At 70.1% G+C, this 13,011-nt stretch carries 12 protein-coding genes; 8 read left to right on the top strand and 4 right to left on the bottom strand.

Annotated features, from left to right (window positions below; all coding sequences use genetic code 11):
• The first annotated feature begins 75 nt into the window (after positions 1 to 75).
• Together G6N61_RS17160 and G6N61_RS17165 are read left to right on the top strand one after the other, a co-directional pair.
• On the top strand, positions 76 to 1,428 hold the full coding sequence (locus G6N61_RS17160; protein WP_179973473.1) for a 3-oxoacyl-ACP reductase: 1,353 nt from the start codon (positions 76 to 78) through the stop codon (positions 1,426 to 1,428).
• Positions 1,425 to 2,276, top strand: coding sequence for a MaoC/PaaZ C-terminal domain-containing protein (locus G6N61_RS17165; RefSeq protein ID WP_163919603.1), 852 nt, complete (start codon positions 1,425 to 1,427; stop codon positions 2,274 to 2,276). The genes G6N61_RS17160 and G6N61_RS17165 overlap by 4 nt, the downstream gene beginning before the upstream one ends.
• On the opposite strand, the gene G6N61_RS17170 is transcribed toward G6N61_RS17165, so the two are convergent.
• Genes G6N61_RS17170 through G6N61_RS17180 form a run of 3 tightly spaced genes read right to left on the bottom strand, consistent with a single transcriptional unit; the run spans position 2,273 to position 4,595 of the window.
• On the bottom strand, positions 2,273 to 2,878 hold the full coding sequence (locus G6N61_RS17170) for a TetR/AcrR family transcriptional regulator (protein ID WP_163919604.1): 606 nt from the start codon (positions 2,876 to 2,878) through the stop codon (positions 2,273 to 2,275). The genes G6N61_RS17165 and G6N61_RS17170 overlap by 4 nt on opposite strands.
• A gap of 56 nt (positions 2,879 to 2,934) precedes the next feature.
• The gene (locus G6N61_RS17175; RefSeq protein ID WP_235887156.1) at positions 2,935 to 3,789 is read right to left on the bottom strand and encodes a MurR/RpiR family transcriptional regulator; all 855 of its coding nucleotides are present in this window, start codon (positions 3,787 to 3,789) and stop codon (positions 2,935 to 2,937) included.
• A 5-nt stretch (positions 3,790 to 3,794) separates the two neighbouring features.
• Positions 3,795 to 4,595, bottom strand: coding sequence for a class II glutamine amidotransferase (locus G6N61_RS17180; protein WP_163919606.1), 801 nt, complete (start codon positions 4,593 to 4,595; stop codon positions 3,795 to 3,797).
• Between the two features lie 127 nt (positions 4,596 to 4,722).
• On the opposite strand from G6N61_RS17180, the gene G6N61_RS17185 reads away from it, so the two are divergent.
• From G6N61_RS17185 to G6N61_RS17205, 5 genes are read left to right on the top strand one after another with little or no spacing between them, the layout of a single operon-like run.
• Positions 4,723 to 6,072 (top strand): type I glutamate--ammonia ligase, encoded by a 1,350-nt coding sequence (locus G6N61_RS17185; protein WP_179973474.1) that lies wholly within the window; start codon positions 4,723 to 4,725, stop codon positions 6,070 to 6,072.
• Positions 6,073 to 6,094: 22 nt separating this feature from the next.
• Positions 6,095 to 7,615, top strand: a complete 1,521-nt coding sequence (locus G6N61_RS17190; protein WP_235887158.1) for an APC family permease — start codon at positions 6,095 to 6,097, stop codon at positions 7,613 to 7,615.
• Positions 7,612 to 8,949: an aspartate aminotransferase family protein gene (locus tag G6N61_RS17195; RefSeq protein WP_163919607.1), complete on the top strand. Its 1,338-nt coding sequence runs from the start codon at positions 7,612 to 7,614 to the stop codon at positions 8,947 to 8,949. The genes G6N61_RS17190 and G6N61_RS17195 overlap by 4 nt, the downstream gene beginning before the upstream one ends.
• The gene (locus G6N61_RS17200; protein WP_163919608.1) at positions 8,936 to 10,105 is read left to right on the top strand and encodes an amidohydrolase family protein; all 1,170 of its coding nucleotides are present in this window, start codon (positions 8,936 to 8,938) and stop codon (positions 10,103 to 10,105) included. The genes G6N61_RS17195 and G6N61_RS17200 overlap by 14 nt, the downstream gene beginning before the upstream one ends.
• Before the next feature lie 4 nt (positions 10,106 to 10,109).
• Positions 10,110 to 11,567, top strand: coding sequence for an aminotransferase class I/II-fold pyridoxal phosphate-dependent enzyme (locus G6N61_RS17205; protein WP_163919609.1), 1,458 nt, complete (start codon positions 10,110 to 10,112; stop codon positions 11,565 to 11,567).
• Here the strand turns inward: G6N61_RS17205 and G6N61_RS17210 are convergent, their stop codons facing one another.
• Positions 11,568 to 12,779: a glycoside hydrolase family 3 N-terminal domain-containing protein gene (locus G6N61_RS17210; protein ID WP_163919610.1), complete on the bottom strand. Its 1,212-nt coding sequence runs from the start codon at positions 12,777 to 12,779 to the stop codon at positions 11,568 to 11,570. It lies immediately after the preceding gene.
• Between the two features lie 39 nt (positions 12,780 to 12,818).
• Here G6N61_RS17210 and G6N61_RS17215 point away from each other — a divergent pair, with 39 nt between their 5' ends.
• Positions 12,819 to 12,992, top strand: coding sequence for a DUF2613 domain-containing protein (locus G6N61_RS17215; RefSeq protein WP_070353730.1), 174 nt, complete (start codon positions 12,819 to 12,821; stop codon positions 12,990 to 12,992).
• Positions 12,993 to 13,011 lie beyond the last annotated feature (19 nt).

Genomic DNA, 13,011 nt, shown 5'->3' on the forward strand with positions numbered 1-13,011 from the left:
GTTATTACTCAGGAGTAAGTTCGGTGCTCGAGACCGAGCATTCCTCACGCACGTCCATTCGAAAGGTTCAGCGAAGTGGCTAGCGACCTGTTCTCCCAAGTGGTCAACTCAGGGCCCGGTTCGTTCCTGGCCAAGCAACTCGGCGTACCGCAGCCCGAGGAGTTGCGACGCTACAAGGCAGGTGAGCCGGCACTGGCCGGATCCCTCCTGATCGGCGGCGAGGGCCGGGTGACCGAACCCCTGCGCGCCGCCCTGGCCGACGACTACGAGGTCGTGAGCAACAACATCGGCGGACGCTGGGCCGACAAGTTCGGCGGGCTGGTGTTCGACGCCACGGGCATCACCACCCCCGAGGGGCTCAAGGCCCTGCACGAGTTCTTCACCCCCGTCCTGCGCAACCTCGGCCCGAGCGGACGCGTCGTCGTCATCGGCACCACCCCGGAAGAGGCCGCAGGGGTCGACGAGCGCATCGCCCAGCGCGCACTCGAGGGCTTCACCCGGTCGCTCGGCAAGGAACTTCAGCACGGCGCGACCGTCGGCCTGGTGTACCTGTCGGCCGACGCCAAGCCCGACGTGAGCGGCCTCGAGTCGACCGTCCGCTTCCTGCTCTCGGCCAAGTCGGCCTACGTCGACGGTCAGGTGTTCTACGTCGGCGGCGCCGATTCCACGCCGCCCGCCGACTGGGACAAGCCGCTGGCGGGCAAGGTGGCACTGGTCACCGGCGCGGCGCGCGGCATCGGCGCCGAGATCGCCAAGGTGTTCGCACGCGACGGCGCCAAGGTCGTGGCGATCGACGTCGAGCAGGCCGCCGAGGCGCTGGCCGAGACGGCGACGAAGGTCGGCGGTACCGCGTTGACGCTCGACGTCACCGCCCCCGACGCCGTCGACCGGATCGTCGAGCACCTGCGCGAGCACTATGACGGCAAGGCCGACGTCCTGGTCAACAACGCAGGCATTACCCGCGACAAGCTGCTGGCGAACATGGACGACGCCCGCTGGGATTCGGTGCTCGCAGTGAATCTGCTTGCGCCGCAGCGCCTCGCGGAGGGGCTCGTCGAGAAGGGTGCGATCGGCGAGGGTGGCCGCATCGTCGGACTGTCGTCGATGGCGGGCATCGCGGGCAACCGCGGCCAGACCAACTACGCCGCCACCAAGGCCGGCATGATCGGCATGACCCAGGCGCTGGCACCCGTGCTGGCCGAGAAGGGCATCACCATCAACGCCGTCGCCCCCGGGTTCATCGAGACCAAGATGACCGACGCGATCCCGCTCGCAACGCGCGAGGTCGGCCGTCGGCTCAACTCGCTGTTCCAGGGCGGCAAGCCGGTCGACGTCGCCGAGGCCATCGCGTACTTTGCGAGCCCCGCGTCGAATGCCGTCACCGGCAACACGATTCGGGTGTGCGGCCAGGCGTGGCTCGGCGCATGACCCCCACGGAACAGCCCAGCGGGCTCGCCAACATGGTTCGCGCGGCAGCGGGCGCCCTGCCACTCGTCCGGCGCGGCGACACGCTGCCGACCAGGACGGTGAACGTCGAGGGCCTGGCGATCGACGGTGCCAACGTCGCCGCGTACGCGAACGTGACGGGTCTGCGGTTCGGTGACACCGTGCCGCTCACCTATCCGTTCGCGCTGACGTTCCCGTCGGTCATGTCACTGGTCAGTGGCTTCGACTTCCCGTTTGCCGCAATGGGTTCGGTGCACGTGGAGAATCACATCACGCAGTACCGGCCGATCGCGGTGACCGACGTCGTCGACGTGACCGTCCACGCGGAGAACCTGCGCGAGCACCGCAAGGGCCTGCTGGTCGACGTGATCACCGACGTCAACGTCGGCAACGACAACGTGTGGCACCAGGTCACCACGTTCCTGCACCAGCAGAAGACCAGCCTGTCCGACGAGCCGCGCACCGAACCCAAGAAGCAACCGAAGCTGCCGCCGCCCAACGCGATCCTGAAGATCACCCCCGCCCAGATCCGGCACTACGCGTCGGTCAGCGGTGACCACAACCCGATCCACACCAGCTCCATCGGCGCCAAGCTGTTCGGCTTCCCGACGGCGATCGCACACGGGATGTTCAGTGCCGCAGCCGTTCTCGGCAACGTCGAGGCGCAGGTGCCCGACGCGGTGAAGTACTCGGTGCGGTTCGGCAAGCCGATCACGCTGCCCGCCAGCGCCGGGTTGTACGTCGACCGCAGCGGCGACGCGTGGGAGCTGACGCTGCGCCACCTCGGCAAGGGCTATCCACACCTCACGGGCACGCTCGACCCGCTCTAGTGCGCGTGGTCGCTGGGCCTACCCTTGAGCCCGCGCCAGAACAGGTTGATCATCAGCTCCGCGGCGTCGTGGACGTCGGTGTCCCCGGTGCTGACCCGGTTGGCGACGGCCTCGCCCGCACCCACCAGCGCGACGGCCATCATGTCGAAGTCCATGTCGGGGTCGGGGTGGCGCGTGCCGGACAGTAGCAGCCTGCCGACCAGGTCGATCATGCGCTCGCGGCCCTCGCGCACGGTGTGAGCGAACGCCTGCGAGCTGGTGGCCTGGGTGTAGAGCACGATCCACGACGCCCGGTTCTCGTCGATGTAGCTCAGGAAGGCCACCACCGCCGTACGGAGCAGGTCCCTGGCGGGTTGGGTGAAGTCGATGCCTGCGCGCACCGTCTCGACGAAACGCGCCAGCTCACGATCCAGGCAGGCACCGAACAGCTCCTCCTTGGAGCCGTAGTACAGGTACAGCATCGGCTTGGAGATCTCGGCCTGTGCGGCGATCGCGTCCATCGACGTCTCGTGATAGCCGTTGATGCTGAACATCTGCACCGCGGCGTCGAGCATCTGCTGCTCACGCACCGCGCGCGGTAACCGCTTCGTCCCTCCAGCCATCCCAACAGGGTAAGCAATGCGAGCCGTGACGACCCGCCGCGACGGTGCCGGTCAGCTCAGGGCAGCAGTTCGGCGCGGCGCTGCTGCTCCCACAGCGCCATCCGGGTGCGGGCCGGTTCGCCGATGGCGTCCATGACCAGGGGGATCAGCAACTCCGTGAGCAGGAAGCCCGCGGCCATGCTCTGGTACACCGTGCCGACGGTGCTCGACGCCGCCAGCACCACCTCGGCGTCGGGCGCCACCGGGCAGGCCAGATCGTCGGTGATCAGCACCACGGTCGCGCCTGCACGATGCACTGCTGCGGCGAGATCTGCGGCGCTGCGCTGGTATCGGTGGTAGTCGAACAGCACGACGACGTCGCGGCGGGTCAGCTCCATCATCGAGCCGAGGTCGCGCCCGCGCGGATCGGTCAGCAACCGCACCCCCGGCCGCAGCTGCTCGAGGTGGGCGGCCAGGTGAGCGGCCAACAGGTGCGAGAACCGTCCGCCGTGCAGGTGCACGGGACGCCCGGCGTCCGACAGCAGGGCCACCGCGGCGTCGAGCGCCGGCTCGGGCAGCATCGCGAGTGTCTCTAGCGCGCGGTCGTTCTGTCCGCGGGCCTGTCGCAGCAGGCGGTCGAGCAAACCACCAGCCGCGGGTGCGTCCGGCAGGCGCGTGATCGGACCGCTGGACTGGGCGGTCAGCTCCGCGCGCAACGCGACCTGCAGGCCTGCGAAGCCGTCGTAGCCGAGCGACTGGGCGAACCGCAGCACCGTGGGTGGGCTGACGTCGGCGCGCTCGGCAAGCCGTGCGGCACTGGCCAGCCCGGCGCTCGGGTAGTCGGCGAGCAGCGCCCGCCCCACCCGGCGCTCGGCCTTGCTGAGCGACGAGAGCGCGGCGCTGGCACGCGCGGCCACGCTCTCCTCGGACATCGCGGTCAATCTTCCACGAGGGAATGCTGCGTCATCGACAGGTCGCTCAGTGCGATCGCGGTGACGCACTCCGGCGGCAGCGGTTCCCAGGCCAGATCGCCGAAGCCGGTCGACCCGACCACCAGGGTCTCGGGCGTGGGACGGGCCACCCGCAGCGCGAAGTAGTCCTCGAGGTGCTCGGCGGGCAGCTCCGCGGCGGTGATCTCCTCGATGTCCTCGTCGAGCAGCCGGCTGTGGGCGTGGGCGTGCACCACGATCAGCTGGTCCTCGCCGAGCAGCAGCGCGTTGAGGCTCGCGTCGGGGTAGATCTCGCGCAGTCGCGCCACTGCGCGGCGGACGGCCTCGGCGAGAGTCGGCGCGTCGCGGCGACACTGGCGGATCAAGCCGAAGTAGCGCTCGCTGTCGGTGGTGCCCTTTAGCGACGCCGCCACGCCCGGATCGAGGAGTTCCTCGAGGGGGCCCATGGGCTTGATCGAGCCGTTGTGCGCCATGGCGATGCCGTCGGCGACGAAGGGGTGGGAGTTCTGCGGCTGCACGGCAAGACCATTGGTCGCCCAGCGCAGGTGAACCATCGCGGCGGCCGATCGCCGCTCACCCGTCGCCGCGGCGAATTCCATGTCGTGCAACGCGCTGCCTGCCGAGACGATTGCCTCCGGTTCGGCCCCTGCGGTCCGGCCCAGGAACGCCGCACCCCAGCCGTCGCCGTGGACCTTGGTCAGCGCGAGGAAGTCGTCGAGCACCTCGCCTCCGACGGCGTCGACGACGGAGATCGGAGACGAGGACACGACACCCAGCAGTCGACACATAGGGGCATCCTCCGGTCCGAGATTTAACGAATCAATCTTAATCCGCCGAATTTAAACATTCTGAAACATTCATGACATAGCTTTCACGCAGACTTACGTTGCGATCCACTGCGCGGAAGGGTGTCGAATGCCAGTTGGCGAGGCCGGTGACGGTCAGGTGTCGATCGAGGACAGGATCGAGGAACTGCGCGGCCACGGCGTCGAACTCGTCGTGGGTTCGGTGACCGATCCCGCCGGGGTGACCCGCGGCAAGTACGTCCCGCTGCGTCGGCTCGGCGACTTCCACCGCAGCGGCATGGGCGTCTCGCCGTCCTGGAGCGTCTTCTGCGTCGACACCGGCATCGCGTTCACGCCGACCATCGGCGTCGCCGGTGACCTGCGCATCCGCATCGACCCGGCCGACGTGCGGTTGATCGACGACGGGCTGGCCTGGGCGCCAGGCAATCTCACCGAGCAGCAGGGCACGCCGGCAGCACTGTGCGCGCGGTCCCTGCTCGCGCGCACCGAGGCCGCGGCCGCCGAGCGCGGGCTGACGGTCCGCGTTGGCGGCGAACTCGAGTGCACGATGCTCGCGGCCGACGGCGGACCAGCCACGACCGAGCCGTGGTCGCCGTACGGCATCCGCACGTCGCTGGACCGCTCGGCGTTCCTGGTGGACCTCGCGACCACTGCGGAGCGCGCCGGGCTGAGCATCGAGCAGATCCACACCGAGTACGGCCACGACCAGCTCGAGGTGTCGCTGGCACCCGACACCGCCGTCGCCACCGCCGACTCGGTGATCCTCACCCGCATCGTGCTCGGGCGCACCGCAGCGCGTCACGGTCTGCGAATATCGTTCTCCCCCGTGCCCTTCGAGGGCGCGGCAGGCAACGGGGCGCACCTGCACCTGTCCCTGGCCGACGCTGAGGGGCCGCTGTTCTCCGGGGGCGACGGTCCGTACGGCCTGCGTGCGGCAGGCAAGTCGGCGATCGCAGGCGTCATCGATGCCCTGCCGGACCTGATCGGGGTCTATGCCGGTTCGGCGGTCTCGGCGCTGCGCCTCAAGCCGGGCAACTGGGCAGGCGCGACGGCGTGTTGGGGACTGGAGAACCGCGAGGCAGCGGTGCGCTTCATCGCCGCGACGCCCGGCAGCCCGCACGGTGCGAACGCCGAACTCAAGCTCATCGACCCGAGCGCCAATCCGTACCTGGCGGCCGCGGCGTTCCTCGGCAGCGCACTGCGCGGCATCGACCGCTCGCTCGAGCTACCCGACGAGGTCGCCGACAATCCCTCCAACGTCGCGACGGCACCGCCACCGCTGGATACGGAGCAGACCGCCGTCATCGACGCGATCGAGCACTCCGCGACGGCGGCCGAACTGCTCACCCCCGAGATCGTCGGCGCGCTGGTCGCCGTACGTCGTTACGAGATAGCCACTTTCGGCGACCTGTCGCCTGCCGAGACCACCGCGGCTCTGCGCCTCGCGTGGAGCTGCTGACCCACCTCAGAAGGAGACATCTGTGAGTACCAACGTGTCGGCCGACCAACCGCTGGGAGCCGACCAACTCCCCCACCGACGACTGCCGTTCTGGGTCGCGCTGGCAATGTCGGTCGCCCTGGTGGGCCCGACCCTGGCGATGTCCGGCAACGGGCAGGGCCTGATCGCCACGGTGGGCAAGGCGATTCCGCTGGTCTTCCTGATCGGCCTGATCGGGGTGTCGCTGGTGGGCTACAGCTTCGTCCGGCTGACCCGTCACCTCAACCACGCCGGGTCGGCCTACGGCCTCGTCGGCGGGACCATCGGGCCGCGGGCCGGGTTCTTCTCGGGTTTCGCGATGCTCGGCGCCTACGTGGGTTTCTCCATCGGCACCCTGGCCCTGACTGCGGCGTTCGTGAATGCGTTCGTCGCCGCGTTGCAGCCGGGCAACGAAGACCCCTACCAGCTGCCGTGGCTGGCCGTCGTGGCGGTGGGGGCGGTCATCTCGTTCCTGCTGTCCGGCCGTGACGTCCGGCTGTTGGGCAAGATCCTGCTCGTCATCGAGGGCATCGGCATCGTGGCGATGTTGGTCCTCGTCGTCGTGATCTTCGCCAAGGGTGGGGCGCCGACGACCGGCATCGACTTCAGCGTCTTCACGTTCGACGGAGTTCCCGCCTCCGCGGTGATCAGCGGCGTCGTGGCGGCGTTCCTCTCCTGGGCCGGCTTCGAGGCGTGCGCCTCGATGGGCGAGGAGACCGACGACCCGGGCCGCAACATCCCCCGCGCGCTCGCGGGAACGCTGATCCTGACCGGCGTGCTGTTCGTCGTGGTGATGTTCGCTCAGGTCGTCGGCTTCGGAACAGATGCGGCGGGCCTCGAGGCGTTCGGGGGATCGGGAAACACGTTGGGCGACTTGGGCGGTAGCTATGTGGGCCAGTGGTTCAGCCTGCTGATCATCTTCACCGCGATCGTGTCGGCGTTCGGCTGCCACCTGGCCACGTCGGCGACGTCGGGACGGATGCTCTACGCGTTCGGCCGCGACGGGTTCGGCCCGAAGGCGCTGGCTCAGATCCACGAGGGCACCGGCGGTCCCCGTACGGCCACGTGGCTGGTGGTCGCCGTCGCGCTGGTGGTCGATCTCGTCTGCGGCGCACTGAAGTGGCCCGACATGGGCACCGGCAACCCCGCGATCGACACGTACTTCCTGTTCGCCGTCGCAGGCTCGGTGTGCCTGATGGTCTGCTACCTGCTGGTGGAACTCGCCGCCGCCTGGTTCACCAGCGCCCCTAAGTTCGCCCGGATTCACGGCGGCAAGGGCAAGGTGCTCGGACTCGCCTTGCCGATCCTGGGCGCCGTCGTGATCGCGGTGGTGCTCTGGTTCAACGTCAAGGGCGCCGAAACGTGGTCGGCTGCACCCCTGCTCGGCATCTACTGGTGCCTGATCGGACTGGTGATCGCGATCGCCGCGTCACGCATCGCCAAGCGCGTCGGCGAGTCGTTGAGCCGCGAACTGGACCTGACGGCCGCTGCCGCCGCCGACGACGGACCCGCGGCACGTAGGTGAGCACGCTCTACGCCCGCGATGCGGCGGCCGTCGCGGGCATCGAGAAGCTCCGCTTCTTCCCGCTCGAAGTCGTCTCGGGGCACGGGTCGACGCTCGTCACCCCGGACGGGCGTGAGCTGCTGGATCTGTCTGCGACGTGGACCGCGTCCGGCTTGGGCCACGCTCATCCGGCCATCGTCGAGGCCGTGAGCAGGGCGGTACGCACCGCCCCGGGTTCGGGCGGGCTGTCCGCCGTCCACCCCGACTCGGTGGGGCTGGCCGAGGATCTGCTGGCGCTGGTGCCGGGCACCGGCGAGCGGCGGGTGTACCTGGGGCATGCGGGATCGGATGCGAACGACGTTGCGCTGCGGGCGTGTCGGCACGCGACCGGGCGGCGCACGGTCCTGGCGTTCGAGCACAGCTACCACGGTGGCGTCGGCGTCGCGATGGGCGTCTCCGGCGTGCACGTCGACGCCGGCGTGCCTGCCGACCCGGACGCGGTGTTCATTCCGTATCCCAACCCGTTTCGGCCTTCTCGGGGCGAGCGAAGCGACGGGGAGGGTCGCGGAGGGAACGTCGAGGAGGACGCGAGCGCCTGCCTCGGCCTGGCCGAGCAGGCGCTGCTCACCGGATCGATCGCCTGCCTGATCGTGGAGCCGATCCTGTCCGACGGCGGCCTGGTCGTCCCGCCCGACGGGTTCCTGGCGCGCCTGCACGACCTGTGCCGCGCGCACGGCGTCCCGATGATCTGCGACGAGGTCAAGATGGGCCTCGGTCGGCCCGGCACGCTGCACGCGTTCGAGCACGACGGCGTCGTTCCAGAGATAGTCACGTTCGGCAAGGTGCTCGGCGGTGGCTTGCCTCTGTCGGCGGCGGTCGGCCCGGCGGAGATTCTCGACCACCCTCCGGCCGCGGCGCTGCTGACCACCGCGGGCAACCCCGTCTGCGCGGCGGCCGGGCGTGCGGTGCTGGCGACCATCGTCGGAGATCAGCTGGCCGACCGCGCGGCGGAAGTCGGTGCGCTGCTGTCGAATGCGCTGCGCGACCTGGCCGGCTCCCCCGGTGCCGACCGCATCGGCGACGTCCGCGGGCGCGGCCTGGCGATCGGTGTAGAACTCGTCGATCCCGCGACCGGGGACCGGGATCCGCGACTGGCCGCGCAGGTGGTCTACCGTGCGTGGGAGTTGGGTGCCGTCGTGTACTACGTCGGCGGCAACGTCTTGGAGATCACGCCACCGCTGGTGCTGACCGAGGCCGAGGCGGTCCGCGGCGCGGAGATCCTCGGCGCCGCGATCGCCGATGCCGCGGCGGGACGAGTCGACGCCGAGGAGGTCGCGAAGTATGCCGGCTGGTGAGTTGCAGGACGTGTTCGGCGGGGTGGACGTCCCCGACGAACTCGCCGACCATCTGCGTCGCGTCACGCTGATCGACCACCACGTGCACGGCGCGTACGACCAGCCGGTCGACCGGGCCGGGTTCGAGGCAGCGATCAACGAGGGCTCGACCGATCCGGTGCCCGCCTTCATGACCCAATTCGACTCCCCGCTGGGCCTTTCCATCCGCCGGTGGTGTGCGCCGCTCCTTGGCCTCGACGCGTTGGCCGGCGCCGACGACTACTGGGCGCGCCGCAGCGAGTTCGCGCCCGACGAGTTGGCCAGGGCGATGCTGCCCGCCGCGGGCGTGTCCCGCTGGATCGTCGACACCGGCTTCAAGGGCGACCTCATCACCACCCCGGAGCGGTTGACCGACCTCAGCGGCGTGCCGTCGTCGGAGATCCTGCGGCTGGAACGGCTCGCCGAGGACCTGCTGGAGGGCGGCACGTCGGCCGAGGACTTCCCGGCGGCGTTCCGGGCGGCGCTGCAGGCCGCCGCCGACTCGCCAGATGTCGTCGGCACCAAGACCATTGCCGCCTACCGCGTCGGCTTCGACGTGGAGTGGTCGCGACCCGACGACGCCGACGTCGTCGCGCGGGCACGGGACCTGGCCGCCCAGCCGAGGCCGCTGCGGCTCGACGACCCACTGCTGATCGCGTTCGGCGTGCACGAGGCCGCAGCGCACGGGTTGCCGATCCAGGTGCACGTCGGGTTCGGCGACCGAGATCTCGACCTGCATCGCACCGACCCGATGTTGCTGCTACCACTGCTGCGCACGATGCTCCCGGTCCCGGTACTGCTGCTGCACTGCTACCCGTTTCAGCGTCAGGCGGGTTACCTCGCGCAGGCCTTCGACCACGTCAACTTCGACGTGGGCCTGGCCATCAACTACCTCGGCGTGCGGTCCACGGGGTTGGTCGCCGAAGCACTCGAGACCGCGCCGTTCGCCAAGCAGCTCTACTCGTCGGACGCCTTCGGGCCGCCCGAATTGCACGTGCTGGGGTCCGTGCTCTGGCGGCGCTCCATGGGACTGATCCTCGGTGAGTGGGTGCGTGCAGGTGACTGTACCGAGGCCGACGCCATCCGGATCGTCGACATGATCGGCGTGCACAACGCCGAGCGGGTGTACGGGCTCTGAGGAGATGCACCCCGAGAGGCACGACGCCGCACCGCTGTTCGACTCGCTGCGGCGCTTCGTCGAACGGGAGCAGGCGCCGTTCTACAGTCCTGGACACAAGGGCGGCAGGACCCTGGACCCGTGGTTCCGCGACAACATCGCGGCGATCGACCTCAACAACCTGCCCGACACCGACACCCTGCACTGTCCCGAGGGCCCCATCCTCGACGCGGAAAGGTTGATCGCCGACGCCTGGGGCGTGGGGCAGAGCTTCATCCTGGTGCAGGGGTCGACGACGGGCAATGTGGCCGCTGCCCTTTCGGCGCTGCGACCCGACGAGCCGGTGCTGGTGGCCCGCAACGCCCACAAGTCGGTGCTCGCCGGGCTGGTGCAGGTCGGCGCCCGCCCGGTCTGGCTGGAACCCCGGTGGGACGAACGGTTCGGCGTCGCGCACGGTCTGGACACGGCGGTGGTGGAACGCGCCTTGGCCGACAGTGGCGCTGCCGCCCTGTGGGTGCTGCACCCCACGTACTACGGCACCACCGGTGACATCGCCGCACTGGCAGATGCCTGCCGCAGACACGACGCCCGATTGCTCGTCGACGGCGCCCACTCACCGCACTTCGCGTTCCACCCCGACCTACCGACGCCCGGCGAACGAGCCGGTGCCGCAGCGACGGTGCAGTCCGTGCACAAGATCCTGTCGGGCTTGAGCCAGGCCGCGGTGCTGCACGTCGACCCTGAACAACTCGACACCGCAACGGTGCGGCGGGCGCTGCAGCTCATCCAGACCACCAGCCCGCACTTCGCGATCATGGCGTCGATCGACCTCGCGCGCCGGGAGATGATGCGCGACGGGCACGCCCTGCTCGAGCGGGCGCTCGACCGGGCCCGGCGCACCGCTGAGGAGATCGCCGCCACACCGGGTCTGACCGTGCTGCGCCGGGAGCACCTGACGGGGCCCGGCACCGGTCTGCATCAGCTCGACGAGACGAAGCTGCTGATCGGCACGGCGGGTTTGGCGGCCGACGCCCGCGACGTGCTGGCCCGGCTCAACCGGGAGTACGGCGTGCAGCCGGAGTTGAGCGGTGCGGGACATCTGCTGTGCATCACGACGATCGGCAACACCGATGCCGACATGGACCGGCTGGTGTCGGGGCTCGCGAGCATCGCGGCCGAGGTCGGCACGCGACCCGAGGGCGCGGACGCCGACCTGCTCGCCGACCTGCTGTCGGTGCGGCCCGCCGTGGCGCTGACACCGCGTGAGGCGTTCTTCGCCGCCGACGCGACGGTGCCGCTGGCGCAGGCGCACGGGCGGGTCGCCGCCGAGGCCATCACGCCCTATCCGCCAGGCATTCCGCTGGTGATGCCTGGCGAGCGCCTCGACGCCGACGTCATCGACCTGCTGGAGGCGCTGCGCACGGCAGGCAACCCGATCAGCGCCTCGGACCCCTCACTGGGCGTCGTGAAGGTGGTCCGCTAGTCAGCAGCGCGGGGACGGCCCCTTGGTGCCGGAGATTCGCAGCACCGAGCCGTCGACGCGGCTCATGTCGAGTTCACCGGCGTTGACCGCGCTCTCGAGCCGGTCGAGCACGGCGGGCACCTCACCGGTGGTGATCCACAGTGCGACGTCCGCGCCGGCCTGCAGCGAGCGCAGCACGGCCTCGGCCACGCCGTAGCGCTGGTTGATGGCACCCATGCTCGACAGGTCGTCGGTGTAGACGATGCCGTTGAACGGCGGACCGCCGTACCCGCCCGAGCGCAGCAGGGCGTACGCCGCGGGGCTCAGGCTCGCGGGCAGGTCGCCCGTCAGCCCGGGCACCTGCATGTGGCCGACCATGACGGCCACCGGCGCTTGGGTGGTCAACGACCGGTACGGAATCAGATCGCTGGTCTGCAGGTCGCCGATCGGCGGCGTGACGACGCCGCCGACGTGCGAGTCACCGGAGGCGCTGCCGTGGCCAGGGAAGTGCTTGAGCACGGGCAGCACGCCCGCGTCGCGCAGGCCCTGGGCGTAGGCGCCGGCGTACTGGGCCACCTGGGCCGGGTCGGAGCCGAACGAGCGGTCGCCGATGACCTCGTCGTCCGACTCGGTCGTGACGTCGACGACCGGGGCGAAGTCGACCGTGATGCCGAGCCCGCGCATCGCCTGCCCGCGCGCGAACGCGATGTCGCGCACCTGGGCCGGGGTGTTGTTCTGCGCGAGCACCCGCGGCGATGGCTGAACGCCGATGATCGACTTCAGCCGGGACACTCGGCCGCCCTCCTCGTCGACGCTGACCGCAGGCGGAAGCGGAGCGGAGGTGCCGGCCAGTGCGGGGATCGTGCCGTCGTTGAGCATCGACAGGTCGGTCCAGCTACCGATCATGATGCCGCCGACGTGGTGCTGGTCGACGACTGCGGTGGCGTCTGCCGCCCCGGTCACCCCGACCATCAGCAACTGCGCGAGCTTGTCGCGGGTCGACATCGAGGCCAGCAGCGCGTCGCCCTGACCGCAGGCAGGCGCACCCGGCGTGGGGGGCAGCGTGGTGGAGGTCGACACGGGCGTCGGCGTCACGGCGGACGCGGGAGCCTCGGCCCCGGTGGTCTCCGGAGTCGCCGATCCCGGCGTGCACGCCAAGGTCAGGGCCGATGCGGCCAGCACGGCGCAGAGGGCACGGGATCGTCCGGTCGACGTTCGGAGGGTTGCAGCCATGGTCATCGAGGCTAACGGGCGCCGTGCTAGTTTGGCCCAGTGGATCGGTTCGTCTTGCCTGCGGCAGCCAGCATCGTCGTTGGTCTGCTCCTCGGCGCGGCCGCAATCTTCGGCGTGACGCTGATGGTCCAGGAGGACAGCAAGCCCCCCGTTCAGGCGGGCGATCCGGCGTCGTCGGTGCTCAACAGGGTCGAGTACGGCGACCGTACGTAGCGCAGCACACGGGGATGCC

The sequence above is a fragment of the Mycolicibacterium arabiense genome, from assembly GCF_010731815.2.
Taxonomy (GTDB): domain Bacteria; phylum Actinomycetota; class Actinomycetes; order Mycobacteriales; family Mycobacteriaceae; genus Mycobacterium; species Mycobacterium arabiense.

Coding starts and splice junctions, on each gene's coding strand:
- G6N61_RS17175 (WP_235887156.1), bottom strand. CDS start 3,789: ATGTCCGAGGAGAGCGTGGCCGCGCGTGCCAGCGCCGCGCTCTCGTCG.
- G6N61_RS17210 (WP_163919610.1), bottom strand. CDS start 12,779: ATGGCTGCAACCCTCCGAACGTCGACCGGACGATCCCGTGCCCTCTGC.
- G6N61_RS17200 (WP_163919608.1), top strand. CDS start 8,936: ATGCCGGCTGGTGAGTTGCAGGACGTGTTCGGCGGGGTGGACGTCCCC.
- G6N61_RS17180 (WP_163919606.1), bottom strand. CDS start 4,595: ATGTGTCGACTGCTGGGTGTCGTGTCCTCGTCTCCGATCTCCGTCGTC.
- G6N61_RS17185 (WP_179973474.1), top strand. CDS start 4,723: ATGCCAGTTGGCGAGGCCGGTGACGGTCAGGTGTCGATCGAGGACAGG.
- G6N61_RS17205 (WP_163919609.1), top strand. CDS start 10,110: ATGCACCCCGAGAGGCACGACGCCGCACCGCTGTTCGACTCGCTGCGG.
- G6N61_RS17170 (WP_163919604.1), bottom strand. CDS start 2,878: ATGGCTGGAGGGACGAAGCGGTTACCGCGCGCGGTGCGTGAGCAGCAG.
- G6N61_RS17165 (WP_163919603.1), top strand. CDS start 1,425: ATGACCCCCACGGAACAGCCCAGCGGGCTCGCCAACATGGTTCGCGCG.